A 24,103-nucleotide genomic window follows, 5' to 3' on the forward strand; every position below is an offset into this window, starting at 1 on the left:
CATGCCGGCTTGGCGATAAAGATACCGCTCTTGTCGGAGTTTGTCTTCGGGCCTATCCTCTATTATTTTCATGATCTTCCCTCCACGAAATTCCCCTTTGCGTTTTTAATTAAAGGTGGTATTGTCTCTTGATTATGGCTTCAAGCATTTGATTCGGGATGAAAACGCTTGGTGTGAGATCCCACGACGGTTCTGATGAATGAGGGTTCCACTTGAATAAGTTTTTACTGATCAGCCTGATTGGCGCTGTTTTGAGCATTCCCTCGATTGCCCGGCCTGCAACCATCGGGAACATCGCCGGGATGCAAGTCACATCGGGACGGTATTCTCTGGGGATAGAACATGACAGTGTTGCGAATCGGGATATGGCCTTTGATGAAGGGAGCGCATTCACGGTGGACTCATTTGGGATCCAACCTGCGCTCTTTCCCGACCCTCTTATCCCCGGGGGACGTATCTCTGATGTTGAGATAAAGTCGAACCGGGTTTTGTTAAGAGGAACGTGGAGTCCCATGTCGCGGCTTGATTTTTTTGTCAAGTTGGGGATTGCTGACGTTGAATTGAATTATACGATAAAAAGTCCGACCCAGACGGATAAGCATATTAAGTACGATGGCAGCATTGGAGTTGCCTATGGTGTGGGGCTCAAAGGGGAGATCACGAACTGGAGATCCTGGGCTGTTATCTCTGAGTTTCAATTCTTACGCTATGAGGTCGAGGGTGATTTTACGATTGACGGCCAGGACCTTGCGGCACTACTGTTGCCGAATCTCAACCCAATGCGGTCTGGTTCAAAAGCGGAGATCCAGGAACTCCAACTTGCGGTATATATCACAGGGAAGATTGGAATGATGACCCCCTATGGGGGCTTTAAAATTTCAGATCTCTCGATGGATGTGAATAGCGAGGTAACAGGGAGAGATGGCATTACTGGCTTCTCGACAACGGAGTCGCGCCGCGAAACGCATGAATCGCTTGATCGTGTGGGTGTTTTCCTCGGCACAGGGATTGAGATGAACGGCCCGTGGACTGCAAACATCGAATTCAGGTTCATCGATGAAACGGCGGTAAGCATTGGCATCAACCGCCGGTTTTAAGACACTTTTATCCCAAAATTAGATTAGCCTATCTTGAAACAGGGTCCTTTTTCAGGTAGAATGGGCCCTCCTGGAAATTTTATTCAACATTCAAACCCTGTTATTGAGCAATGATTAAAAAAAATAAGGTAACCATCATCGGGGCCGGACATGTTGGCGGGACAGCGGCGCAACGCTTGGCTGAGAAGGAAATGGCCGATATTGTTCTGGTGGATATTGAGTCGGATCTTCCGAAGGGGAAAATGCTTGACCTGTCGGAATCGGCCCCGATCTATGGTTATGATGTCCGCTTGGTCGGGACGGCGGGATATGAAGAGACGGCGCAATCCGACATTGTCGTAATTACCTCAGGCATTCCGAGAAAACCCGGGATGAGCCGGGATGATCTTCTGCGGGTCAATACCGGGATTGTCAAACAGGTGACGGAGGCGGTCATTCAAAAATCACCGGAGTCGATTCTCCTGGTAGTTTCTAATCCACTTGATGCGATGACTTATGCCGCTTATCGGGTGAGCGGTTTCCCACGGGAGAGGGTGATCGGCATGGCGGGGGTACTCGACTCTGCCCGGTTTCGTTCTTTTATTTCCGAGGAACTCGATGTCTCCATAGAGAATATCCAGACACTGGTTTTAGGAGGTCATGGCGACAGCATGGTCCCGCTTCCGCGTTATACCACGGTGGCAGGCATTCCCCTGGCCGAACTGATTTCTAAGGTGCGTCTTGAGGCCCTGATACAGAGAACGCGCGATGGTGGGGCTGAGATTGTGAAGCTGCTGAAGAAAGGGTCGGCCTATTATGCCCCCTCGGCGGCAATCGTCGAAATGGTGGAGTCGATCCTGAAAGACAAGAAAAAAATCCTCCCCTGCTCGGCCTTCTGTCAAGGGGAGTATAAAGTTGAGCAAGCGTTTATCGGTGTCCCGGTGAAACTGGGCCGTAAAGGGATCGAGAAGATTATTGAAATCAACTTGACGCCCGAAGAAGAAGTTTATCTGAAACAATCTGTAGAAGCAGTTCAGTCCCTCTGTAAGTTTGTCGACAAAGTCCTCTGATAAGCTCCCCGTTCGTAACTATTCAGCATGCGCATTTTTCTTCAGAGTAAAACACGAAGAGCGGCTTACCGGAGCGTATGTGTATACGCGAGGAAAGGAGCACCACAGCAACGCCTCCATGGAGGCTTAGATGGGTGTGCTGAATAGTTACGAGTTCTTCCCTTCCTCGCAAAGGGTGGCCCCAGGACATTCGTATTCTTGGTTTGGAGGGCTGTTTCCCCTTCCGCAATCTATGAGCTTAGGGATATTCGTGTAAAGGACAGGACCAGAATGAACAAGGTTGTCATTATCGGCGCAGGAAAAGGGGGAACGGCCCTGATCGAAATCCTTCACAAGGATCCCCTTGTGAAGATCATTGGCATTGCCGATACCCACCCTGAGGCTCCGGGTCTTGATCTGGCCCGCAGGCTAGGCATTCAAACTGTGACTGATTATCGTCTCCTTATGAAGAACAAGATTGATATTGTCATCGATGTGACCGGAAGCAGAGCGGTCCGGGATGCTTTGGAGGAAGAACCCAGTCATATCGAGGTCATCGGGGGGCTTTCGGCAAAATTTATGTGGCAGCTGATTGAGGAACGGATCAAGAGCAAGGTCATGAAGGAAGAGTTGCGGTCGCGGTATTCGTTCGAGAACATGGTGGGTAAGAATAGCAGTATGCTCGAGATCTATCGTCTTATTCCAAAGATTGCCAAGACCAATTCAACGGTTTTGATCGAGGGGGAAAGCGGGACAGGAAAAGAGCTGATCGCCCACTCGGTTCACCAATTCAGTTTAAGAGAGGATAAACCTTTTATCCGGGTGAACTGTGCCGCTCTGGCCGAAGGCCTTCTGGAGAGCGAACTTTTTGGCCATGTGAAGGGTGCATTTACCGGGGCCTTGACACATAAACTGGGGCGTTTCGAGTTGGCTGATGGGGGGACACTTTTTTTGGATGAGATCGGTGAGATCAGTCCTTCAACACAGGTCAAGCTTCTTCGGGTGGTCCAAGACGGAGAGATCGAAAAAGTGGGCGACTCCCGCAGGATCAAAGTCGATGTTCGCTTGATTGCCGCAACGAATAAGAACCTCCTGGAGGCGATCAAGACAAAAGAATTCCGGCAGGATCTTTATTACCGGCTCCGCGTTGTTCCGATTTCTCTTCCCCCTCTACGCGAGCGCAAGGATGATATTCCGCTGTTGGTAGACCACTTTATTCGTCGGTTCAATAAAGATATGGGAAGAAAGGTGAGCCAGATCTCACCGAAGGCAATGGTGATCCTGAAGGCCTATGATTTTCCTGGTAATATCCGTGAATTACAGAATATCATTGAGCATGCAATGGTCTTTTGCTCCGGCGATACGCTCGAGGCGGAGCATATTCAGAAAGATATTCAACCGACCGGGCGGGAGATCATCGGTCAGGTCATTGAGAAAGAAGACCCCTTGCAGGAGATGGAGCGGGAGTTGATCGTAAACGCACTGGGTCAGACGGGCTGGAACTATAAAAAAACGGCAGAGAAACTGAGGATGAGCCGAACCACTCTTTGGAGAAAGATGAAAGAGTATTCTCTGTCGAAGCCTAAAATAGTTTCAAATTAGAACATGTTTTATTTTGAAACGTTATCTATTTAACTCATTGTATTTACTTGACAATGTTTAGAAAGTAAACTAATTCGTTCCATATTGAAACAATAGGGTAAATGATACTTTTATAGTAACTCATTGATTTATTTGAATTACTATAAAATAATAAAAATGGCATTCATATTGCATCTCTTATTTAACCCTTGGTAAAATATGATCTACATCAATCTTTTTAGAGCCAGGGGTTACGAAGGAGGTTAGATATGAATTGCCCAAGATGTCACGGAAGAATGGCCCCGGAAACATTTCAGGATTTACATGATGATACCGGTCGTCTTTGCTTCTCCGGATATCGCTGTATGGCCTGTGGAGAAATTCTGGATCCGGTCATTATGTCGAACCGGGAGAATCGGCCACACATGCAGGCGAGAAACCGAAACCTGATGTCCGCTTCAAGACGATAATATTCTTTTTCGCCCGCCAATAAGCTGTGCCGAAGGGAGTTGATGATGAACGTCCAGCGTATTCTAACGGGGAAAGACATTCCCCTGGATCTTCTCTCAACGGTCAAACCGATACATTACGAAGCATACCGTGAAGAAGGGGGCTATGCCGCTTTGAAGAAGGCGGTCGAGGTCATCGGTCCGTCTGGAATTCTGGAGGAATTAAAAAAGTCGGGTTTGCGTGGTCGGGGTGGGGCGGGTTTTCCGACATGGAAGAAATGGGATCTGGTCCTTCACCATAAAGCGAAACAAAAATATTTATGTTGTAACGCGGCAGAGGACGAACCGGGTACACTGAAAGACCGTTATCTACTCAGGTCGAATCCACATCAACTGATTGAGGGCGTCATTCTCACCGCTTATGCCATCGGTGCAAATGTGGCTTATCTTTACATCAACGGTCGTTATGAAGAAGAACTCCAATTTATGGAAGCGGCTCTGGCGGAGGCAAAAGAGCACGGCCACTGGGGAAGGGCTTTTGAAAAGTCCGGGTTTTGTGTTCAGCTAAAGATATGTCAAAGTCCGGGCACGTATGTTGCGGGTGAAGAGACGGCGCTACTGGAGGTGATTGAAGGAAAAGTGGCAGCGCCCCGACAAAAACCACCTTATTATCCCACGATGCACGGACTGTTTGGGAAGCCGACCGTTGTCAATAACGCAGAGACTCTTTCAAATATCCCTCATATTGTTCTGAGGGGCGGAGACTGGTTTCAGGCCGTCGGCGCTCCGGCTTCTCCGGGGTCGATGATTTTTACCCTGACGGGTGAAGTGAACTGCCCCGGTCTGTATGAATTACCAATGGGGTCTTCGCTGATAGAACTCATTGAGGTGAAAGGGGGCGGCATCAAAGGCGGAAAAAGTCTCAAGGCGCTCTTTCCGGGAGGCCCCTCCAATACGATTATTTCTGCTGATCAAGTAGATGTGGCGCTTGATTTTGATTCACTGAAAGCGATTGGTTCCGGCCTGGGGACGGGAGCGGTCATCGTGATGTCGGAAGAGACCTGTATGGTGCGTTCCGCCTTGGAAGTGGCAAAGTTTTTTGCCGCAGAGAGTTGCGGCCAGTGTCCCCCCTGTATGCTTGGAACGGCACAACTTTCTGAAATCCTGGAGAGGATCGAATCTGGCCGGGGTGATGAAAGAGACCTCCAACAGGTAGAGCAGATCTGCGGGATGATTAAGGGAAGAGGGCAATGCTATCTTCTGACCGGGGCTTCAATCGCAGTCGAGAGTATTTTTGAGAAATTTCGACATGAATATGAGCTTCATGTTTCGGAATCGCGGTGTCCCGCTGCCTCGCAGGCCACGCTTTAGCCCAAATCCCGAAATTTCGGAATTTGAAACCGCCGATTCGCCTGAAATACTGCGTTATCGGCCAAGGGACTCCTCACCGTACGGGTGAGTACGCCTCGGTCGCCGCCGTTGGCCTCTGGCCTTGTCTTTCAGGCGACTTGACGGTTTACCCAAGATCAAACCGCTGATCTTGGGATTAGTACGTAGGGCGCATAAATTTGTTATACTGACCTAGTGACGGGTCAGAAAGAAAGAGGAGAAAATAAAAAATGATTCATCTCACTGAAAAAGCGAGCGAAAAAGTCAAAGAGTTGATGGCCTCTGAGAAGAAAGAAGGGTATGGATTAAGGGTTTATGTCGAGGGGGGCGGCTGTTCTGGCTTTCAGTATGGAATGGCCTTTGAAGAGAATTCGAGCGACGAAGATGATGTTCTGGAGATGTTTGGAGTTAAAATTATGATTGATCCCTACAGTGCGCCGATGTTAAACGGGACAGAGATTGATTACAATGACAGTTTGCAGGGGGCTGGATTTGACATCAAGAACCCTAATGCGAAGTCGACCTGTGGTTGTGGTCAGTCCTTCAGTTGATATAACCATTAGTACACCCATCTTTCTCTCCATATCTGCGTTACCGTGGTGCTCGACCTACATATGAGCATACAGCTCGGTTCTACGCTCCTCGTGCACTGCCCTGGAGGCTTATCTGGCCATGCTGAATAGTTACATCAAGGTCACGGTAAACGGTACAGACCGAGAGGTGCCCACCGATACCAATGTGACTCAATTACTGGCCTGCCTGAAGATCCTTCCTGAACGTATTACTGTTGAGATTAATCTTGATGTCATTCGCCGGGAGGCGTATGATCACTCCCACTTAGAGGATGGGGATCTGATAGAAATCATCAGTTTTTTTGGAGGAGGAGCAGATGTCGGCTGAAGGACCCTTAAAAGTGAGCGATATTACATTTCGCTCACGCTTGATCGTTGGAACAGGAAAATATGCCTCTTTTGAAGAGACTAAAAAAGCGGTAGAGGCCTCAGGCGCCGATTGTGTTACCGTCGCGGTTCGGAGGGTGAACATCCTGAACCGTACTGAGGAGAACCTGCTCGACTACATCGATCCAACGATTTACAAGATCCTTCCGAATACGGCCGGATGTTATACTGCCGAAGAGGCGATTCGAACGGCGCGTCTGGCTCGATCGTCCGGTATCTCAGATATGATCAAATTAGAGGTCATCGGCGATCAGAAGAACTTGTTCCCGGATAATGAGGCCCTTCTAGAGGCAACCCGCATCCTTGTAAAGGAAGGGTTTATCGTACTCCCTTATACCAATGATGATCCGATTATGGCCAAGAAACTTGAGGACGCGGGGGCAGCCGTCGTCATGCCGCTGGCCGCGCCAATCGGGTCCGGACTTGGAATTCGGAATCCATACAATCTCAGGATTATCATGGAGAATGCCTCCGTCCCGATCATTGTTGATGCCGGGGTTGGAACCGCATCAGACGCGGCCATTGCGATGGAATTAGGGTGTGACGGAATTCTCATGAATACGGCTATTGCAGGGGCAAAGAACCCGATTCAGATGGCGGAAGCCATGAACCTCAGTGTTCGTGCAGGGCGATTGGCCTATCTTGCCGGGCGGATCCCGAGAAAACTTTATGCCCAGGCAAGCAGCCCGATTGAAGGCATGATTGAGTAATAGTCGTTCGGTCTCCGGATAGAGCCGTCCTTTCCTGTTTTCTCTCACTCCTATCATCCAGTGAGAAGGTATGCCGCAGGTCGATTTCACTCTTTACCTCATTACAGATCAATCCCAAACGTGTGGGCGTTCTCTTTGCGAAGTAATCCGACAGGCGGGTCAAGGCGGGATTCAAACGGTACAGCTTCGCGAGAAGGATCTTCCTCTGCGTGCCCTGCTTCAACTCGCTTCCGAAATAATATCAATCACAAGAGAATTTGGCATGAAGTTGTTGATCAATGACAGGGTCGATGTCTGTCTAGCGATTGATGCGGATGGGGTTCACCTTCCCTCTTCCGGGTTTCCGATTGATGCGGCCAGAAAAATACTAGGGATGGATAAATGGATCGGTGTTTCCTGCCATTCCGTTGATGAGGTTCATCAGGCCGAAAAGGAGGGAGCTGATTTCGCGGTACTCGGACCGGTCTACGATACCCCCTCAAAACGCCCCTATGGGTCACCCTTTGGCTTGGAAGCTTTTCGGGAAGCGAAGAGAAGGGCTTCAATTCCTCTCTTTGCCATCGGTGGGGTCGATGCAGCGAGGTTGGAAGAGGTCTTTTCGGCGGGTGCCGATGGGGTCGCCATGATTTCCGGGATTGTTGCTGCTGAGGATATCTCCGAGAGATGCCGGGGGCTCTTAAATGAAATTAATCACCTTCGGAATCGTTAGCCGATTTGGGAGCAAGTCAACCCGAACGAATTTTCATCTGCGGTCTTAAAGAGAGTCTTGCGATGACGGGAACGGTATGATAAACAGGAGGAGGGGAACTATGAAAAAGGCATTGCTCATCACGATCTTACTTCTTTCCACTGTCGTCCCATTTGGTGCGATCCAGGCGGATGAAACCCGCCAGAAGGCCCCTCCCTTTGAACTCGTCTCACTGAAAGGGGAGACGATCACCCAGGAGAACCTGATCGGCAAAGCGACACTCGTTGTCTTTTGGGCCTCGTGGTGCGGTACTTGTCAGAATGAACTCCCAAAGATTGCCCGCCTTTTAAAGAAGCTTGGGGGTAAGCCCTTCCAGGTCTTTGCGATCGGATTTAAGGATACACGCAAGAATATCAGGGGCTACGTTGCATCGCACCAAGAGGCCTTTCCCTACTCAGTTTTTTATGATACGAGAAATCAGGTTTCAAGGCGGTTTGGCGCGCGTGTCACCCCGACCCTTTTCCTCTTTGACAAGAAAGGGGAACTGGTCGTCCCCTTCCAGGGAGGGGGATTGTTGGATCATCCTCAATTCGAAAAAGTACTCCAGGATATTCTAAAAGCATAGAAAAAGAGCCCAAGATCAGCGATTGATTTTGGGGCAAACAGTCAAGTCGCCTGAAAGACAAGGCCAGAGGCCATAAGGACGATCGAAGCGTACTCATCCGTACGGTGAGGGGTCCGTTGGCCGATAACGCAGTCATTTTAGGCGACTTGGCGGTTTCTAATTCCGCAATCAGGGAATTAGGGAAAGAGGGTGTCGCTTGGAATATATTACAAGCCCTGATGCGCGGGATACAGCCATAGCGGTCTTGAAGGGCTGTTCCGTGATTGGGGTGGACACGGAGGGAGATTCACTCTTCAGCTACCAGGAAAAGGTCAGCCTGATCCAGATTTCAGGTGGAGATCACCATTACGTTTTTGACCCGCTCCTCCTCGATTCCGTCCTCCCCCTGGCCTCTATTCTGGAAGATCGATCGATCCTGAAGATACTGCATGGGGCCGATTACGATCTGGTTTCGATGAAGCGTGATTTTCACTTTAAGATCGGACCGATCTTCGACACCACGCTTGCCGCACGTGCCGTTGGCATCGAGAAGTTTTCTCTGCAGGATCTGGTCATGCGGTATTTTCAGGAGACTCTTTCCAAAAAATACCAGAAGGCCGACTGGTCACATCGCCCCATTCCAAGAGAACAGTTGGATTACGCGTTCAGGGATACTCTTTTTCTGGTCCCCCTCTATCAGATTTTAAAAAAGGAAGTAGAAGAAAAAGGGAGAGAGGATCAAATTGCGGAAGAATGTCGGCTGTTGGAGGAGATTAAATGGAATGGAAAATCCTTTGAGCCCAACGATTATCTCCGGATCAAAGGCGCAAGGCCCCTTCCCCCACAATCGCAGCGGGTACTCAGGGAGCTGGTGGTTGTTCGGGACCGTCTGGCGAAGGAACGGAATCGTCCTCCCTTCAAGGTCATTGCAAACTGGGAGCTTTTGATGGTTGCGAAGAACCCTCCTCAGGACGAAGCCGCTCTGGATCGCTTGTTTCCAAGAGAAAGTGCGAGTATCCGAAGGAATAAATCACTTTGGTTGGAGGCGGTTACAAAAGGTCTGACGACGGAGATGCCTCTCCCTGGGAGAGAGAGACGCTCAGCGGGACAGCTCTCGTTGACGCGCGATGAGGAAAAACTCCTGGTTGGACTCAAGGCCTGGCGGAACAAACAGGCTGCAGTTGAAGGTGTAGAACCCTCAATGGTGATCTCCTCCAGTACCCTTAAGGTGATCGCAAGGGAAAAGCCGAGCACCACCGGAGCACTTGATCCCATTCTGCCGCTTCGGAAATGGCAGGCCCAGCGTTATGGGAGCTTGCTGATCCAGGAGATTTCCCGCCTCCTTCCCCCCTCGGCGATTTCAGAATGAGAAAGGACTGACTTTTTTTAGAAATTTTAAAACCATTTTTCTACTCCGTTCGCATTGGAACGATCCCCCTGGCGGACTCCTGAGCCAATCTCCGCAGGTAATCTGCCTGCCAGTCCCCTCATTCTCGATACTTGAGAAATCTTTCCCGCAACAAAGCGCCGTACGTCGGCTTGCTGACCTGTCTAAGCAATAGTGTCTATTGTCTGTCTAAGTGCTTAGACACGTAGACACTATTCTCCTTATTTTAAGGCAAGGAAATTCCCCTCCTTAATTAATGCAATAAAATAAATAAAAACAGGGTGTTATTAGTGCTTCATCTGAGCCCGAGAGATAGCTGAAACAGTCTGGCATGTCTTTTGCTTTATCGGATCTATGCGTACAACTCTTCAGGGTAACACCAGACTATTTTGAGGGCAGATTCAATCATACCTTTTATATCGAAAAGAGAAAGAGAGATTATTCCGAAATGACTGGACTTCGGCGGTTAAACTTTATCAACAAGAGTTCGCTCGGTAACGCCATGGTTCAGACTCATGTCACACAAATCTTGAAAACCACCGTAAAAAAGGGGAGATGTAAATGGACAGAGCAGGAAGAAAAATACTGAGAGGATTGTTTGCGCTCTTGCTGGTCTTTTCCACCCAGGGATTGGCTTCGGGCGGGAATGATCACGATCATTCAAAGGATTCAGAGCCACAGAAGGTCGCCTCTGCAGACTGGAAGGCGAAGCTCAAGGCGCAGCTTCTAAGGGAAGAGAAGGAGCAGGGGCAGGAAGGCCGGAAGTCGAAGGTGGATGCGGCGATGGGGACCCTGATGAACGAGATCATGGGACATCAAGAGAAAACGGGAAATACGGGTCCGTTTGGCGAGGTTACCGCAATGATGCAGATGGACCGGAGCTGGTTTCTCGGGCCCTCAGGTGCCTCAGAGACCGTTACCGGGGGAGGACATTGCCCGAGTAACGCCCCGGTGAAGAAGCTGGACATCACGGCGATCAATGTCGAAATCACACTGAATCAGTGGCTGGATTTTCACCCTGGTTATATGTATGTCCTGACTGAGAACGTGAAGGGTGTCCGTGAGGAAGAACGGACAAACAACAAGGCAAGAAAGGCCAAGGGCTATGATCCTGGCGCGGTGACACTGGGACTTCAGACCGACCTGATCCAACCGCTGGTCATTCGCGGAAATCAGGGAGACTGCATGCTCATCACCCTCCGGAACGAGGTGGAGGAGGAGGATGTGGGTCTTCATATTCATGGATCAAGCACGGTGATCAATAAGACCGGCCAGCCGGCAACTTCGATCAATCCTGATTCGAACATCTCGCCGGGCAACAGCGTTGTCCTGGAATGGTACATCCAGCCGGACCATCAGGAAGGGGGACACGTCTTCCATAGCCACGCGGGTCGTGAACCGGGGAGCCTTGGTCTGATCGGTGCGTTCATTGTTGAGCCGATAGGGGCCATCTACCTGGACCCTATCACGGGAAAACCGGCCAAGAGCGGCTGGCAGATGATGATCGCCTATGACGATAAGATCGAGCCGGTTGCAAAGGACTTCCGTGAGTTCACGCTGATCTATCACGAGGTGGGGGACGAATCGTTCCGACCGCTGAACCGGGACGGCGAGATGATCCCGCAGCGCGATCCGAACACCGATGCCTACCGTCCCTCGGCGCGTGCGATCAACTTTCGCAGCGAGCCTTTCGGGATCAACAACCTGGCGGTACAAGAAAAGTATTTCCACATGGAAGATGAATCGATGGCCTACAGCTCTTATACCTTCGGAGATGTGCCGACAACAATTCCTCGGTCCTACATGGGAGATCCGGCGAAGTTTCGTCTGATCCACGGCGGCGGCGAGGTCTTCCACTCCCACCATCCGCATGGCGGATCAATCCGATGGCTGCGTCAACCGAAGGCGGACGGGAAGGGCGAAGAACTTCTCACGACCTCCTGGGACAACCCGGTGAAGTTTCCGGTCATACGGACGATCTCCGACCGTGTTGATGTGGAAGTGATCGGACCGTCTGAGTCGGTGGATCTTCAGACCGAGTGCGGTTCGGGTCTTTGCCAGCAATTGGCAGGAGATTTCCTCTTCCATTGTCATGTCGCCCATCACTATGTTGCGGGAATGTGGGGCTACTGGAGGGTGTATAACACGATTCAATCCGGGGACTATCCCTTTGTCAGCACGGACGCGATGGTGCCGCTGAAAGAGCTCCCGGACAGAGCAGGCCGCATGAAAAAAGGGGTAAGTTCAAAAAAACTGGTTGGAAAGACAATGAACTGGTTTGACAAGAAGTGGAACATTACAAAGAAAACCTCTGACTGGTCGAAGCCGATTCCAGACGTCTCCATCAAGGACTGGGTGAAGATGATGTTGCCGCCCGCGGGCGAGCCGGGTCACACCTCTGACGAGAAGGGCCAGATTCTGGCTTATGATGCGACCGTGTGGGACTGGACCTGGAAGGGCCTTACGGCAATGAGTGAGAAGGGGGAGACGGGGCAGTTTGATACCCCGAAGCACAAATCGCCCTTACCTGGAAAACGGGCACCGATCCTGTTTGACCCGAATACGGGAAAGACGTCATGGCCGCACTTCAGGCCGCATTTTGGGAAGCGCGTGCCGTTTGCGCGACATCATGGGGGATCTCCGTGGTTGGAGCCGATCCATATGGACAAGAACAACAATACGCCGGCGACCGATCCGGGGAGCATCGGGGCCCCGGGTGAGGAGACGACCCTTCCTCCGGAACCGGGCGAACAGGGCCGTTGGTCTCTCTGTCCTGAAGGCGCGGGGCGGAAGCAGTATACGATCCACTTTATCCAGACACCGATCACCATGAACGATGCGATCGGGAAGGACAAACGTGTGATTGATAAGGACGGTACGATCTACGTCTTGCACGAAGATGTTGCGAAGGTCCGGGCGAACTCTGATCTGGCCCGACCCCTGGCCTATCGGATCAATATCTACGACTGTCTGGATGTAATTCTGAAGAGCGAATGGGTGGACAACAACCCGACGAACTTCCAGATGTCGAAGATCAACATCCACACGCATTTCATTCAGTTTGACAACCAGGCGTCTGACGGCGTAATCAGCGGATTCTCGTATGATCAGTCGGTGCGGCCCTTCACGATGTTGGGTAAAAAAGAGCATCGCGGGCTGCCGGCCCCGATGAATGCCCTGCAGGTTGAAGATACGGCGGCGGGTGCGATTTCCATGAAGATCAAGATGGGAGAGCATGCTACGCCCTTCCATGTGGACACCGATCTGATGTTCGGAATGCATCAGGTGGAGACTTCTGAGATACGTTGGGTGCGAAACATTGAGCATGATGCGGCGACCGGGGTGGATACCCTTACCTTCAGCGAGCCTCTGAAGCATGCCCATAAGAAGGACGAGATCGTCTCGACGGAATGGGTGCGCTATCGTCTCTGGGCGGACGCGGATGTGGGGACGGTCTTCTGGCATGACCATGCCCTGGGCGGAACCACCTGGCCGCATGGTGCCGTGGGTGCCTTTATTGTCGAGCCAGTCGGCTCGACCTATCATGACCCGGTCACCGGGGACTTGATCAGAAGCGGTCCCATTGCGGATATCCGCACCATGGAGCCGATTGGATTTGGCCAGAGCGGGAGCTTCCGTGAGGTGGCCATGTTCCTTCACGACACTGTTCCATTCACCGCGCAGGTGGTGACCGAGGGAAATCCTCCGGGACAGTCGAAGCGGGCGGCGATCGATGCCGGTCAGGTTCTCTTCTTCCAGATGCCGTATGACCTTGATTATACGGCGGTGCCGATGCTCAATGGCGGGACGCATACCACGGGGGGAGGCATCTTCTTTAAGACCGAATCGATTGCAAAGCGGCTGAAGCATGTCAAGGACCCGTCCCTGGTCTTCTCGTCCCGGGCGCATAAAAAGGACCCCGGTACAAATCTGATCAGGGCCTACCTGGGCGATACGGTTACCTTCCGGATGCTGCATGTGATGATGAATGAGACGCATGTCTGGCGACTGGCGGGACATCCCTTCCGGACGGAGCGCTATGCAGGGAATGCCGAGTTCAAGAATGCTTATCATATCGGGATCGCCGAGCGCTATGACTTCGTCGTGACGGCGGGGAGCGCGCAGAAGATGGCGGGGGACTACCTTTACTACAACGCGCGTCCTTCCCACCTTGCCGAAGGGAGCTGGGGGATCTTCAGGGTCCTGGACGAGAAGGTGAAAGACCTGCAGGTGCTTCCGGGACATGAGGTGATTCCGAGGTCGGCCAAGACCCTTTGTCCCTCGGACGCGCCGGTGAAGCGCTTCAACGTCGTGGCGACCGATCATGCCTTGAAATTCAATCCGAATGCACCGGATGTGATCGAGGTGGATTTTGATCGGAAGCTTCTGGTGGCAAACCCGAAGGGGAAGATCTTTATACTGGAAGGCGAGATGAAGAAGATTGCGGCGGGTGCGCAGCCCCATCCCCTGACGCTTCATGTGAATTCCGGGGATTGTATCAAGATCAGGCTCAAGAATAATCTGAAAGGGCTTCGCGCTTCATTCTCCGCGGATGGTCTTGCCTTTGATCCGAACGATTCACATGGCGTGGATGTCGGATATAACAAAGGGAATCAGACGGTGGCTCCGGGAAAGACCCGGACCTACACCTTCTATGCGCCGCCGGAGTTTGGTGAGTTCTCGACCATCGTCTGGGATTGGGGGAATTTCATGAACAGTACCCGGGACGGCCTCTTCGGAGGGATCATCGTTGGACCACGAGGATCGAAGTATCGTGATTCGGTGACTGGCGAGGATGTCACGATGAAGAATTCCTGGGCGGTGGATGTGATCCTGGATCGGAGCAATCCGAAGAACGCCGGACGGTCCGACTACCGGGACGTCTCGCTCTATTTCCAGGATGAAGACAACATCATCGGGACGGCATTTATGCCCTACATCCAGCAGATTGCGGGCCTGGCGGGCGTGAATTACCGGAGTGAGCCCTGGATGTATCGGGAGGAGAACGGCTGTGAGCTTGGAACCATGTTCCAGCCCTGCGTTGCCGGAACGACCGAGCTTGCGACCCCGACGATCCTCGCGCATGCGGGTGATCCGGTTCGTATCCATGTCTTCGGGGCCTTTAACGAGCAGAACCAGATGTTTGCGGTCGAGAACCACCAATGGCCGCTGGATCTGGGCATGGCGAGAGCAGGACAGGCTGCGGATCTGATGCCGGCCGAAGAGTTCGGGTCCTCCGAACATATGGATGTCTTCCTTCGCTCAGCAGGCGGTCCGACAAGGCTGCCGGGGATCTATCTCTGGCAGACCCATCGTCTCCCGTACACGGCAGCCGGACTCTGGGGTTACTTCAAGGTGCTTCCTACCGGGAGCCGTGCGATTCTTCCGCTGAACTCGGGCGGAGGGGCCAGCAACGGAAGAACTGCGGAACTTGAGCAGGAGGCGCCTGAGGTGATCTCCGGGCTGGGAGATGAAACACCTGGTCCACTCTCGATGCTCGAGAAGTAATCGTGTCAGCAGAGGCAATATGGGCGGGGCAGAGGAATAATCACCTCTGCCCCGCCCTTTTTTTGAGGAGGAGGGGAACGTGAAATATCTTCAAATCTTTGGTCTGAGCATTGTATTCATGGCCATTCAGGGGATGCTCTGGCAATCCGTCGCCGATGCCTACGAAGTGATTGATGTGAGCAATGGTGGATCGATATCAGGCAAGATTACGATGGAGGGCAAGCTGCCGGAGGCAAGGGTTTTTTCCCTTGTCCTTTATCCGTTTGGGGAGTTTTGTAAGAAGATTTCGGATGGGAAGGGGCATGTCCGGCTCAAGGATTATATTGTGCAGAAAGACGGAGGATTATGGGAAGCGGTCGTTTCCGTGGACAGGGTTCAGAAAGGGAAGGCCTACACGCCGAAGGTGGCGGAATTTGTGGCGGTTGACTGCATGTTTCATCCGGCTGATGTGGCGGACAGTGAGATGTTCATGTTTGATAAAGAAACAGGGGTTATGCGCCACGAGCACCCAAATGTCGCGATTATTTATAATAACGAGCGGATGAACATGATCAACCGGGATCCTGTGATTCACAACATCCAGGTCTTTCAGAATGAGCGGGGGAATATTATTTTAAACACCCCGCTACCGGTCTCGGACAAAATGCGGGGAGGCGTCCTGCACTATCGGAAGGGAAAGCATATTTCTCAGATGATCTGTGGGATGCATGAATTCATGCAAAGCTGGGGGTTTGTGGTGAACAACCCCTACAATGCGAAAACGGCGAAGGATGGGACCTACACGATCGAAGGGCTGCCACCTGGGACATATACAGTCAGTATCTGGCATCCGCATTATGAGGTTTACAAGAGGGAAGTAACAATTCACGCGAAGAAGACGACGCGGCTCGACTTTGTATTTGACGCGACGATCATCACGCCCCCGGGATATGAGACGCAGAAGCAGTTCCGGACCGATACGGGAATCCGGGAAAAGGAAAAACTACACGAAGGGGAAGAACGTATCATTATGGATTAAGGAACCTTTAAGTGGTTCAGACCTCTTTCCCCTGAATGTATTTCGATCAGCGAAGCAATGAGCGCATTGAGGGGGAAGCTCCATCCGGCTTTGCCGGTGGAGGGGGCGACGCAAGCCCCTATATCAGAAAGGCGAGGAATGATGAAAGTGGTAAAGAAATATATTCTGTTGTTCCTGTCCCTAATTATTTTGTGTTTGGGCCAGTCGGTCGCCTCGGCATATGAAGAGATTACCGTCATCTCCGGGGGGACCCTCGAGGGTCAGGTCTTTTTAACCGGCACGCCGCCTCCCGCACGGATCTTTCATCTCATCTTTTCCCCCAATATAGAATTTTGCCGGGATATATCGGACGGGAAAGGAAATCGTTTATTGCAGGAATTTCATGTGTCTTCTGATGGAGGATTTCAGGACGTTGTTGTTGCCCTGGTGGGTGTCAAAAAAGGGAAGCCCTTTGACTATACACCAATTATCTGGATAGAAAACTGTCAGATCAAGCCCTTTGTCACCCCGGTTCGAAACAATCACCCCATCACGATTTCAAGTGTTGATCCGATCACGCATGATATTCAGGCCTATACCCTGAAGGATGAATATACCTTTGCGATGTTTAACAAACCGATGCCTGCGAGGGCAAGTGTGACGAAGGAGATAGTCTTTCGCAAGGGGCATTACATCTTTCGAACACAATGCGGAGTCCATGATTATATGCAGTCGTGGGGGATGGCGGTCGGAAACCCTTATTTTGCAGTGACTGACCGGGAAGGCAGGTTCATCATATCCGACATCCCACCCGGGACGTATTATCTGGTGGCCTGGCATCCGCACATGGAGGTCCAGGCGCGAGAGGTGACGATATCGGCCAATGGGCGGGTTTCAGCAGATTTTTCGTTTGATGCCAACGAGGTGCATATCCCCCTGCACGATCTACAACTGAACTACCGGCTGGGGACATGGCTGGAGCCCCGGCACCTGGTGCCGCCGAAGGTGAAGCTCCAGGTCCTTCAAGAGGAGTTAATCGATGTCAATAGTTTTCGCAGGGGGGAGAGCGTGCATGAAGACAATCATGGCACACTTCTGATGAACTTTCGTAACAAGTGAGATCCCACCCTTTCCGGGCCAATTTGTTGGGAGTGGCAATATAGACTCTCATTCTAGGGATAGATGTTTCTATCATAAAGGTAGAGGGGACTTGAATGATCATCATATGGGTCCATATCATTGCAGCCATGTTCTGGATCGGCGGGATGCTTTTCTTTGCCCTGGTGTTCATCCCCTCGGTAAAGGATGTTCTGTCCAGTACACAAAAAACAGCCTTGATCAGCCGGGTTGGAAAACGCTTTCGTACAGGTGGATGGATCGCACTTGGGGTTCTTTTTATCACCGGACTGCTTCGTCTCCATTTCAATGGATTATCACTCTCCGAGTATGGGAGAGCGCTATGGATCAAGCTATTCCTCGTTTTCCTGATGGTTTCGTTGTCTTTTCTGCATGATGTGATACTGGGACCAAGATCCATCCGGATCAGTCAAACAACAACGGGTCCACATCGACTCCAGATTATTGTGAGATGGATGGCGAGGTTTAATTTGTTGGTGGGATTGCTTGTTGTCCTTGCGGCTGTGTATCTGGTGCATGATGTTTTATAGTTACCCTGAGGATTATCTGAAAGTGGCATAAAGGTCACTCTGGCTTTAAATTTGACAGCTGAGTTTAGCAGGCAGGAGAACCCGCAGAGAAAGGACAATGGACCGGATAAGGCATAACGATGATGAGGTAGAGGTCAATAATGACCCGATTCAATATTTAAAGCGTGAACATGAGGACACACTCCGGAGATTGGAATCAGCAAAACGCGCCCTTCAATCACTTCGATGTCTTCCTGGAAATATCGTTCCACACCAGAGGGAGGCTGAGGAAAACTGGATAAAAGTTTTTGTGGTTTCACTGGTGAGCCGGATTCGACTCCATTTTCAAAAGGAAGAAGAAGGTCTTTTTCCGATCCTGGCAGAGTATATTGGAAAAGAGCATGGGCCGATAGAGGTGATGCTCCATGAACACGAAATTTTGAGGTTGACCTTTCATGACTGGGAAGAACTTCTTGTACAGTTCTGCAAGGTGAACAAAGGAGGTAAGAAAGATGCCCTCAACGCCGTCATTTCCACCGGAGACGAGGCACTTCGACTCTTCCGTCTACACAGCAGTAAAGAAAATAAGATCCTTTTCGAAATCTGTGAAGCCTCGTTGTCGGATGAAGAGAAAAACATAGTGGCGGAAAGGATCGAGGACATTGGCCTCGGTCGCTCTGGAAAGACTTAATTAGATCTTCCTTAATCTCTTTTCCCTTTAACACCCCCCGGAATTTAAAAATCCTTATTCATCCCTTCAAAATACCCCTTTTGGGGGATTGCACCTTCTATCGTATTCACGCAGAATATAGGCTGTTATAAAAAGCAAGCTCGGATGCGGATGGCTGATATGGTCGGAAGATGTTCCGGGTGCGTTCTCCCGCAACCCAGGCAGCCTGGGGAATTATGTAAAGGGGGCCCAATGAAATGTCAGCGATGTCAGGGAATGATGATAGAAGAACGGATATTTACACAGCAGGGGGGATCTCGAATTTCCCGTTGCCTTCTCTGCGGGGATATTATTGACACGAGAGTTATCTTCAACAGAGACCGATACTCAATCCATTTTCATGAGGCCGAGCGTGAGGAATCCTACCAGGATCGGCTTCGCTTGTCTGCCTGAAAATTGTAACGATTCAGTATTAAGGTTGTACGACGGCTTTGGTCAGTAACTTTGAGAAAAGCGTCGTACGGTTGTGGACCTGCATTTTTTCGTAGATGTTTTTGAGATGAACTTTGACGGTCAGCTTGCTGATGAAGAGTTTCTCCGCAATTTCCTTATTGGTGTGCCCTCGGCAGAGCCATCTGACCACATCAACTTCCCTCCTTGAAAGGCCAAATCCATCTTCAATGATGACCCTGTCGAGGAGGTGTTCGCTCCCTCCGGCCTGAAGAACCAAGTGGGACTGAAGAGAGACGGCTCTTTTTTCCAGAGCGAGGCGGATGGTTTCGATCAATTTGGAAAGGTCGCCTGATTTTTGAATATAGTCGAAGGCCCCTTCCATTCGGAGCGATTGTACGGCGGTTTTCAGAGAGGCGTGGCTGGTCAACATGATCGCGACAATGTCCGGGTCAATCTGTTTCGCGGTTTTCAAGACCTCGATTCCATTGATTTTGGGGAGGTGGATATCGAGAATCAAGACCCCACACCGAGATGCGTCCCTGCGGAGAAAGTCGATTGCTTCCTGTCCGTCTCTGGCGAGATGAAGTGGATTGGTGAGTTCTCCTTTTTGGAGCGCCCTGCGAAATATTTCAATGTCGGAGAGGTTGTCTTCAACCAGGAGAATCGGAATGGATGATCTGCTGATATGCATTTGCATATATGACAAGCCTCCCCCCTTTCTCATTCCGCGGTTGCGGAATGAGAAACCGCCGATTCGTCTGAAATACTGCGTTATCGGCCAAAGGTCTCCTCACCGTACAGGTAAGTACGATTCGGTCGCTCTTATGGCCTCTGGCCTTGCCTTCTCAGGCGACTTGACGGTTTTCCCAGGATCAATCTCTGATCCTGGGGCATTCCCTAAAATGATAAAAGGGATTATAATAGCTTGCTTTGAATCTGTCAAAAGGGGGTTGCATTTGAAGTGAATTGGCGGGTCACCTGAGTGTGCCGGTATCCGAAACGGAGGGAGATGGTTCCAGAGCAGGATTTGATGAAAGAATTGGGGATCGATATGGAGGAGATCCGGAAACGGATGTCTTTTATCGACCTTTCCAAAAAGGAGATTCAACTTCTATCCGGGATGCAGGACTTTGCGAGAGGACATGCAGACCAGATTGTCGCGGGTTTTTATCAGCACCTCCTTGCTTTCAAAGAGACCCGGTCCCTCCTTAAAGACCAGAGCACAGTCGATCGGCTCTTGAAGTCACAGAAGGACTATCTTCTTGAGATCTTCAGTGGAAAATTTGACAAGGCCTATTTTGAACGGCGGCTCCAGACGGGGGCGGTGCACCACCGGATTGGACTGGAACCGAAGTGGTATATTTCGACCTATTCTTTTTATGAAAACCTCCTCTCTCGTTTAATCGCAACGGCGTATCAGGGTGAGCCCGACAGGGGCATGTGCCGTGATCTTGCCGTGCGGAAGATTTTTCGTATCGATATGGTTCTTGCCCTCGAATTCTATTTTCACAGCTACACCCTTGAGATGAAGACCCGGCTTGATGAGAAGATCAAAGAGATGGATGATTTCACACGTATGGTCTCGCATGATTTGAAAGAACCGCTTCGCGGGATTGAAGCCTTTTCCAGTTTTCTCCTGGAAGACTATACCGATATACTCGATGAGAAAGGGAAGCGATACCTGAACTTCCTTAAGGAATCCGCTGTCCGCATGAAGGAGTTGATTCATGACCTTCTCACCCTCGTTTCCCTCTCCCGAAAAGGTCCAAATTTTGAGAATGTTGATTTGAATGCACTTCTGGCGGAGGTCAAACACGACCTGGAATTTTCAATACAACAAAAGGGAGCGAAGGTTCAATGGGTATCTTCTTTGCCGATACTTTATTGTGACCCAATCCAGGTTGGCGAGGTGTTCAAAAATCTCCTCTCAAACGCGATCAAATTCAATACAAATACATCCCCTTGCGTGGAGATTTCAGTTCGGGAGGAAAAGGTTTCTTATCTTTTTTCATTCAAAGACAACGGGATCGGAATTGATCCGCGTTACATCGAACAGATCTTTCGTCCTTTTGAGCGCCTTCATCCTCAGGATGAGTTTGAAGGGACCGGAGTCGGACTGGCCATCTGCAAGAAGGTCATTGAAGGTTACGGGGGCAGGATCTGGATTGAATCAAAAGAAGGAGAAGGGAGTACTTTTTTCTTCACCCTTCCCAAAAAACCGAAAAACGCAGGAATGAACACGCACAAGAGATGAAGGCCGGATGAAAAGGGAGGTCGTAACTATTCAGAAAACCCATCTTTGGCTTCGCGAGACCCATCCCTCCATGGCGGCGTTGCTGTGGCGCTCGAATCCTCACGTAGTGACACATACTTTTAGGCTCTGCGCTCCTCGCGCCTTGCCCTGAAGCAAAATATAGGCATGCTGAATATTACGAGGGATAATGCATATGAATGACATCCAGGCGCTACGGATCCTTCTCGTAGAGGACAACCTGCACGATATTGAGATTGCTCGTCGTGCATTTTCCAAGGGCCATATCAGGAATGAACTCTTCATCGTTCGGGATGGGGAGAAGGCGCTCGATTACCTTTATCGCCAGGGTGTGTACCACATTCGGGAGATGGCTCCCCGTCCCGGGATGATTCTTCTTGATTTAAACCTCCCGAAGGTGAGCGGTTGGGAGGTGCTGAAGCAGATAAAGCAGGATAGGGGACTCAAGTCGATCCCGGTGGTTGTCTTAACGGTCTCGAACCGGGAAGAAGATATTCATCTTTGTTATAATCTTGGGGTCAATACCTATATCCAGAAACCGGTTGAATTTGTTGAGTTCTTGCGGGTGATCAATACGATACAGGAATATTGGGGCCTGGCGGCCCTTCTTCCCCCTGTTCCCCATAGAGGGGGCTTCTAAAATCAGCACACCCATCTAAGACTCTGTGGATGTGGTGCTTATCCTTACGTATGGACAATAGGTTGCGGTTCTGAGCTTCTCGCACCTCATCCTGAAGGCTTATCCAGGCATGCTGATGGGGGCGGCTTGCTCGCTTTCTACACGAGGCCGTCCTGTTTTGCCGGAAGTCGGATGGAAAAAGTGGTTCCCTGTCCAACGGAGCTTGCGATCATGATTTGCCCTCCGTGATTTCGGATCGTCCCCAAGGCGACGGCAAGCCCGAGTCCTGTTCCCTTTCCGACAGGTTTGGTGGTAAAGAAAGGATCAAATATTTTATCAAGGTGGGTCGGATCAATCCCGCTTCCGGAATCCTTTAAAAGAATCTGGACCATTTGATTCCCACGAGATAACTTCCCATCTCGGGGAGACCCTCTCTGTTCAATTCGAATTAAATGTGTGGTGACTTGAATCCTGCCTTCCCCTTCGATAGCGTCAATCGCGTTCAGGAAGAGATTGACCATCACTTGTAGAATCTGATCGCCGTCCGCATGAAGATCAGGAAGGTGGGGATCCAGGTCGGTGTGAATCGAGATGCCCTTTGCTTTGGCGTGTTGTTCGATAAGATCAATTCCTTTATTGATGACCCGGTTGATGTCTAGGCGCTTCTTCTCAATCGGCTCTCCGCGGGCAAACGTCAAGAGATGCTGGATCAGACGGGTCATACGGTCAATCTGTTCAATGATAATCATCAAGCCCTTGGCCGTCTTTTCTTCCTTCGTATGCCTTAACAGAGATTCGGCACGTCCGAGAATGACATTCATCGGGGTACCAACTTCATGGGCCAGTCCTGAGGCAAGGGTTCCCATGGCGGCCATTTTCTCTGTTTGGAGCAGGGCCTGTTCCAGTTGTATTTTCTCGGTGATATCTGTCACGATGGAAATGCCGAATGTAACATCCCCTTCTTTTCCACGAACAGGAAGGGATGAAATGGAGAGATGGCGTTCCTGTCCAAGTTCGGAAGCAATTTCTCCCTCAATATCGGCGATGCCTTTGCCTTCAAATACGGTTTGAATGATTTCCAAAATTTTCTCAGGATTGCTCCCTTTTATGATTACCTTTAAAATATTGTTCTCTTTCATCTCTTCATCGGGGATGTTAAGGAGGTCTGAAAAGGCTTTGTTCCAAAGGAGTATCTTTCCTTGTTTGTTGAAGGTAAAGAGAGGGATGGAGGTGTCCTCGAATATAGAGATGAAACCAAGCTCGTAGGCTTCCAGACGGATTTTTTTCTCTGCCAATTCCTCCTGTAGTTTACGGATTTGTTCGTACAGTTGGTGTCTTGATTCGTTGTTTTTTTTTCGGGAATTTCCGGAGGAATCCGCGCTGGATCGTTTCATCTTTGCCTCTTGAAGTACTGAACCGTGAATTCAACTTGTAAGTGCAACTCTTTCAGTGGGGTTAGAGGGCAAGCTGCGGTAGTATCGTGGTTTTTCTCACCGCCAAGCGAGAGGAGCACAAATGCGCTACACGCAGCTTACCCAAGGAGAACGATACCAGATTTATATCCTTAAGCAAACAGGCCATAATCAGAGAGAGATGGCAGACACTCTGGAACGAGACAAATCGACGATCAGCCGGGAGATCCGACGTAACAGAGGGCTTCGAGTATATCGACCGAAGCAGGCCCACGCGTTTGTTGTGGCGAGGCGTCATATGAAGGTGCGGCCTCGTATTGACAGCCAACTCTGGTCGCACATCGAGACTCTCATTCGTCAGGAGTGGAGTCCCGAACAGATCGCCAGCCGGCTTGAGATGGAACAAAGAGGTCGTATCAGCCATGAGTGGATCTACCAGTAAGTTTATGCAGACAAACGTTCAGGCGGTGACCTGTACCGTTCTCTGCGTTGCCAAAAGGTCCGGCGTAAGCGCTATGGCTACTATGACCGCCGCGGCAGCATTCCGAACCAAGTTTCGATCGACGATCGCCCCGCGATTGTCAATGCCCGGAAACGCTTCGGTGACTGGGAAGGGGATACCGTCATCGGCAAG

Annotated in this window: 22 protein-coding genes; 20 read left to right on the forward strand and 2 right to left on the reverse strand. The window is 50.6% G+C overall.

Annotated features, from left to right (window positions below; all coding sequences use genetic code 11):
* Positions 1-212 precede the first annotated feature (212 nt).
* The 17 genes from EYQ01_06595 to EYQ01_06675 all read left to right on the forward strand — a co-directional run bounded on the left by EYQ01_06595 (position 213) and on the right by EYQ01_06675 (position 19,166).
* Positions 213-1,097: a hypothetical protein gene (locus EYQ01_06595; GenBank protein ID HIE65465.1), complete on the forward strand. Its 885-nt coding sequence runs from the start codon at positions 213-215 to the stop codon at positions 1,095-1,097.
* A gap of 110 nt (positions 1,098-1,207) precedes the next feature.
* Positions 1,208-2,146, forward strand: a complete 939-nt coding sequence (gene mdh, locus EYQ01_06600) for a malate dehydrogenase (GenBank protein HIE65466.1) — start codon at positions 1,208-1,210, stop codon at positions 2,144-2,146.
* A gap of 270 nt (positions 2,147-2,416) precedes the next feature.
* Positions 2,417-3,727 carry an AAA family ATPase gene (locus tag EYQ01_06605; GenBank protein HIE65467.1) on the forward strand — a complete coding sequence of 437 codons (1,311 nt, stop codon included), beginning with the start codon at positions 2,417-2,419 and terminating at the stop codon, positions 3,725-3,727.
* A gap of 248 nt (positions 3,728-3,975) precedes the next feature.
* Positions 3,976-4,176, forward strand: a complete 201-nt coding sequence (locus EYQ01_06610) for a hypothetical protein (GenBank protein ID HIE65468.1) — start codon at positions 3,976-3,978, stop codon at positions 4,174-4,176.
* Positions 4,177-4,218: 42 nt separating this feature from the next.
* Positions 4,219-5,526, forward strand: a complete 1,308-nt coding sequence (locus tag EYQ01_06615) for an NADH-quinone oxidoreductase subunit F (GenBank protein HIE65469.1) — start codon at positions 4,219-4,221, stop codon at positions 5,524-5,526.
* Between the two features lie 248 nt (positions 5,527-5,774).
* The gene (erpA, locus tag EYQ01_06620) at positions 5,775-6,095 is read left to right on the forward strand and encodes an iron-sulfur cluster insertion protein ErpA (protein ID HIE65470.1); all 321 of its coding nucleotides are present in this window, start codon (positions 5,775-5,777) and stop codon (positions 6,093-6,095) included.
* Positions 6,096-6,231: 136 nt separating this feature from the next.
* The gene (gene thiS, locus EYQ01_06625; GenBank protein ID HIE65471.1) at positions 6,232-6,444 is read left to right on the forward strand and encodes a sulfur carrier protein ThiS; all 213 of its coding nucleotides are present in this window, start codon (positions 6,232-6,234) and stop codon (positions 6,442-6,444) included.
* A complete protein-coding gene (locus tag EYQ01_06630) occupies positions 6,434-7,213 on the forward strand; it encodes a thiazole synthase (protein ID HIE65472.1) in 780 nt (259 codons plus the stop codon). Before thiS ends, EYQ01_06630 begins: the two co-directional genes overlap by 11 nt.
* 70 nt (positions 7,214-7,283) lie before the next feature.
* On the forward strand, positions 7,284-7,922 hold the full coding sequence (thiE, locus tag EYQ01_06635; GenBank protein ID HIE65473.1) for a thiamine phosphate synthase: 639 nt from the start codon (positions 7,284-7,286) through the stop codon (positions 7,920-7,922).
* A gap of 76 nt (positions 7,923-7,998) precedes the next feature.
* The gene (locus tag EYQ01_06640; GenBank protein HIE65474.1) at positions 7,999-8,526 is read left to right on the forward strand and encodes a TlpA family protein disulfide reductase; all 528 of its coding nucleotides are present in this window, start codon (positions 7,999-8,001) and stop codon (positions 8,524-8,526) included.
* A 196-nt stretch (positions 8,527-8,722) separates the two neighbouring features.
* A complete protein-coding gene (locus EYQ01_06645) occupies positions 8,723-9,874 on the forward strand; it encodes a ribonuclease D (GenBank protein HIE65475.1) in 1,152 nt (383 codons plus the stop codon).
* Between the two features lie 579 nt (positions 9,875-10,453).
* A complete protein-coding gene (locus EYQ01_06650; protein ID HIE65476.1) occupies positions 10,454-15,400 on the forward strand; it encodes a hypothetical protein in 4,947 nt (1,648 codons plus the stop codon).
* Between the two features lie 79 nt (positions 15,401-15,479).
* Positions 15,480-16,418 carry a carboxypeptidase regulatory-like domain-containing protein gene (locus EYQ01_06655; GenBank protein HIE65477.1) on the forward strand — a complete coding sequence of 313 codons (939 nt, stop codon included), beginning with the start codon at positions 15,480-15,482 and terminating at the stop codon, positions 16,416-16,418.
* A gap of 57 nt (positions 16,419-16,475) precedes the next feature.
* Positions 16,476-17,516, forward strand: a complete 1,041-nt coding sequence (locus EYQ01_06660; GenBank protein HIE65478.1) for a carboxypeptidase regulatory-like domain-containing protein — start codon at positions 16,476-16,478, stop codon at positions 17,514-17,516.
* A gap of 95 nt (positions 17,517-17,611) precedes the next feature.
* On the forward strand, positions 17,612-18,064 hold the full coding sequence (locus EYQ01_06665; GenBank protein HIE65479.1) for a hypothetical protein: 453 nt from the start codon (positions 17,612-17,614) through the stop codon (positions 18,062-18,064).
* A 97-nt stretch (positions 18,065-18,161) separates the two neighbouring features.
* The gene (locus EYQ01_06670) at positions 18,162-18,734 is read left to right on the forward strand and encodes a hypothetical protein (GenBank protein ID HIE65480.1); all 573 of its coding nucleotides are present in this window, start codon (positions 18,162-18,164) and stop codon (positions 18,732-18,734) included.
* A gap of 231 nt (positions 18,735-18,965) precedes the next feature.
* Complete coding sequence (locus EYQ01_06675; protein ID HIE65481.1) at positions 18,966-19,166, forward strand: hypothetical protein; 201 nt, start codon at positions 18,966-18,968, stop codon at positions 19,164-19,166.
* A gap of 19 nt (positions 19,167-19,185) precedes the next feature.
* On the opposite strand, the gene EYQ01_06680 is transcribed toward EYQ01_06675, so the two are convergent.
* Positions 19,186-19,890: a response regulator transcription factor gene (locus tag EYQ01_06680; GenBank protein HIE65482.1), complete on the reverse strand. Its 705-nt coding sequence runs from the start codon at positions 19,888-19,890 to the stop codon at positions 19,186-19,188.
* Between the two features lie 285 nt (positions 19,891-20,175).
* Here EYQ01_06680 and EYQ01_06685 point away from each other — a divergent pair, with 285 nt between their 5' ends.
* Together EYQ01_06685 and EYQ01_06690 are read left to right on the forward strand one after the other, a co-directional pair.
* Complete coding sequence (locus tag EYQ01_06685) at positions 20,176-21,420, forward strand: GHKL domain-containing protein (protein HIE65483.1); 1,245 nt, start codon at positions 20,176-20,178, stop codon at positions 21,418-21,420.
* Positions 21,421-21,613: 193 nt separating this feature from the next.
* A complete protein-coding gene (locus EYQ01_06690; protein ID HIE65484.1) occupies positions 21,614-22,078 on the forward strand; it encodes a response regulator in 465 nt (154 codons plus the stop codon).
* 137 nt (positions 22,079-22,215) lie between these two features.
* Here EYQ01_06690 and EYQ01_06695 read toward each other — a convergent pair whose 3' ends face one another.
* Positions 22,216-23,451: a PAS domain S-box protein gene (locus tag EYQ01_06695; protein ID HIE65485.1), complete on the reverse strand. Its 1,236-nt coding sequence runs from the start codon at positions 23,449-23,451 to the stop codon at positions 22,216-22,218.
* A gap of 121 nt (positions 23,452-23,572) precedes the next feature.
* On the opposite strand from EYQ01_06695, the gene EYQ01_06700 reads away from it, so the two are divergent.
* Positions 23,573-23,911 (forward strand): IS30 family transposase, encoded by a 339-nt coding sequence (locus EYQ01_06700; GenBank protein ID HIE65486.1) that lies wholly within the window; start codon positions 23,573-23,575, stop codon positions 23,909-23,911.
* Positions 23,912-24,103 lie beyond the last annotated feature (192 nt).

The sequence above is a fragment of the Candidatus Manganitrophaceae bacterium genome (assembly GCA_012960925.1).
In the GTDB taxonomy this organism is placed as follows: Bacteria; Nitrospirota; Nitrospiria; order SBBL01; family JAADHI01; genus DUAG01.

What these genes read in the sequence shown, in the direction of transcription:
- EYQ01_06640 (HIE65474.1), top strand. Translation starts at nt 7,999, where the DNA reads ATGATAAACAGGAGGAGGGGAACTATGAAAAAGGCATTGCTCATCACG.
- EYQ01_06665 (HIE65479.1), top strand. Translation starts at nt 17,612, where the DNA reads ATGATCATCATATGGGTCCATATCATTGCAGCCATGTTCTGGATCGGC.
- EYQ01_06615 (HIE65469.1), top strand. Translation starts at nt 4,219, where the DNA reads ATGATGAACGTCCAGCGTATTCTAACGGGGAAAGACATTCCCCTGGAT.
- EYQ01_06680 (HIE65482.1), bottom strand. Translation starts at nt 19,890, where the DNA reads ATGAGAAAGGGGGGAGGCTTGTCATATATGCAAATGCATATCAGCAGA.
- erpA (HIE65470.1), top strand. Translation starts at nt 5,775, where the DNA reads ATGATTCATCTCACTGAAAAAGCGAGCGAAAAAGTCAAAGAGTTGATG.
- EYQ01_06690 (HIE65484.1), top strand. Translation starts at nt 21,614, where the DNA reads ATGAATGACATCCAGGCGCTACGGATCCTTCTCGTAGAGGACAACCTG.
- EYQ01_06630 (HIE65472.1), top strand. Translation starts at nt 6,434, where the DNA reads ATGTCGGCTGAAGGACCCTTAAAAGTGAGCGATATTACATTTCGCTCA.
- EYQ01_06605 (HIE65467.1), top strand. Translation starts at nt 2,417, where the DNA reads ATGAACAAGGTTGTCATTATCGGCGCAGGAAAAGGGGGAACGGCCCTG.
- EYQ01_06675 (HIE65481.1), top strand. Translation starts at nt 18,966, where the DNA reads ATGAAATGTCAGCGATGTCAGGGAATGATGATAGAAGAACGGATATTT.
- EYQ01_06610 (HIE65468.1), top strand. Translation starts at nt 3,976, where the DNA reads ATGAATTGCCCAAGATGTCACGGAAGAATGGCCCCGGAAACATTTCAG.
- EYQ01_06700 (HIE65486.1), top strand. Translation starts at nt 23,573, where the DNA reads ATGCGCTACACGCAGCTTACCCAAGGAGAACGATACCAGATTTATATC.
- EYQ01_06695 (HIE65485.1), bottom strand. Translation starts at nt 23,451, where the DNA reads ATGAAACGATCCAGCGCGGATTCCTCCGGAAATTCCCGAAAAAAAAAC.
- EYQ01_06670 (HIE65480.1), top strand. Translation starts at nt 18,162, where the DNA reads ATGGACCGGATAAGGCATAACGATGATGAGGTAGAGGTCAATAATGAC.
- EYQ01_06660 (HIE65478.1), top strand. Translation starts at nt 16,476, where the DNA reads ATGAGCGCATTGAGGGGGAAGCTCCATCCGGCTTTGCCGGTGGAGGGG.
- EYQ01_06650 (HIE65476.1), top strand. Translation starts at nt 10,454, where the DNA reads ATGGACAGAGCAGGAAGAAAAATACTGAGAGGATTGTTTGCGCTCTTG.
- EYQ01_06685 (HIE65483.1), top strand. Translation starts at nt 20,176, where the DNA reads ATGGTTCCAGAGCAGGATTTGATGAAAGAATTGGGGATCGATATGGAG.
- mdh (HIE65466.1), top strand. Translation starts at nt 1,208, where the DNA reads ATGATTAAAAAAAATAAGGTAACCATCATCGGGGCCGGACATGTTGGC.
- thiE (HIE65473.1), top strand. Translation starts at nt 7,284, where the DNA reads ATGCCGCAGGTCGATTTCACTCTTTACCTCATTACAGATCAATCCCAA.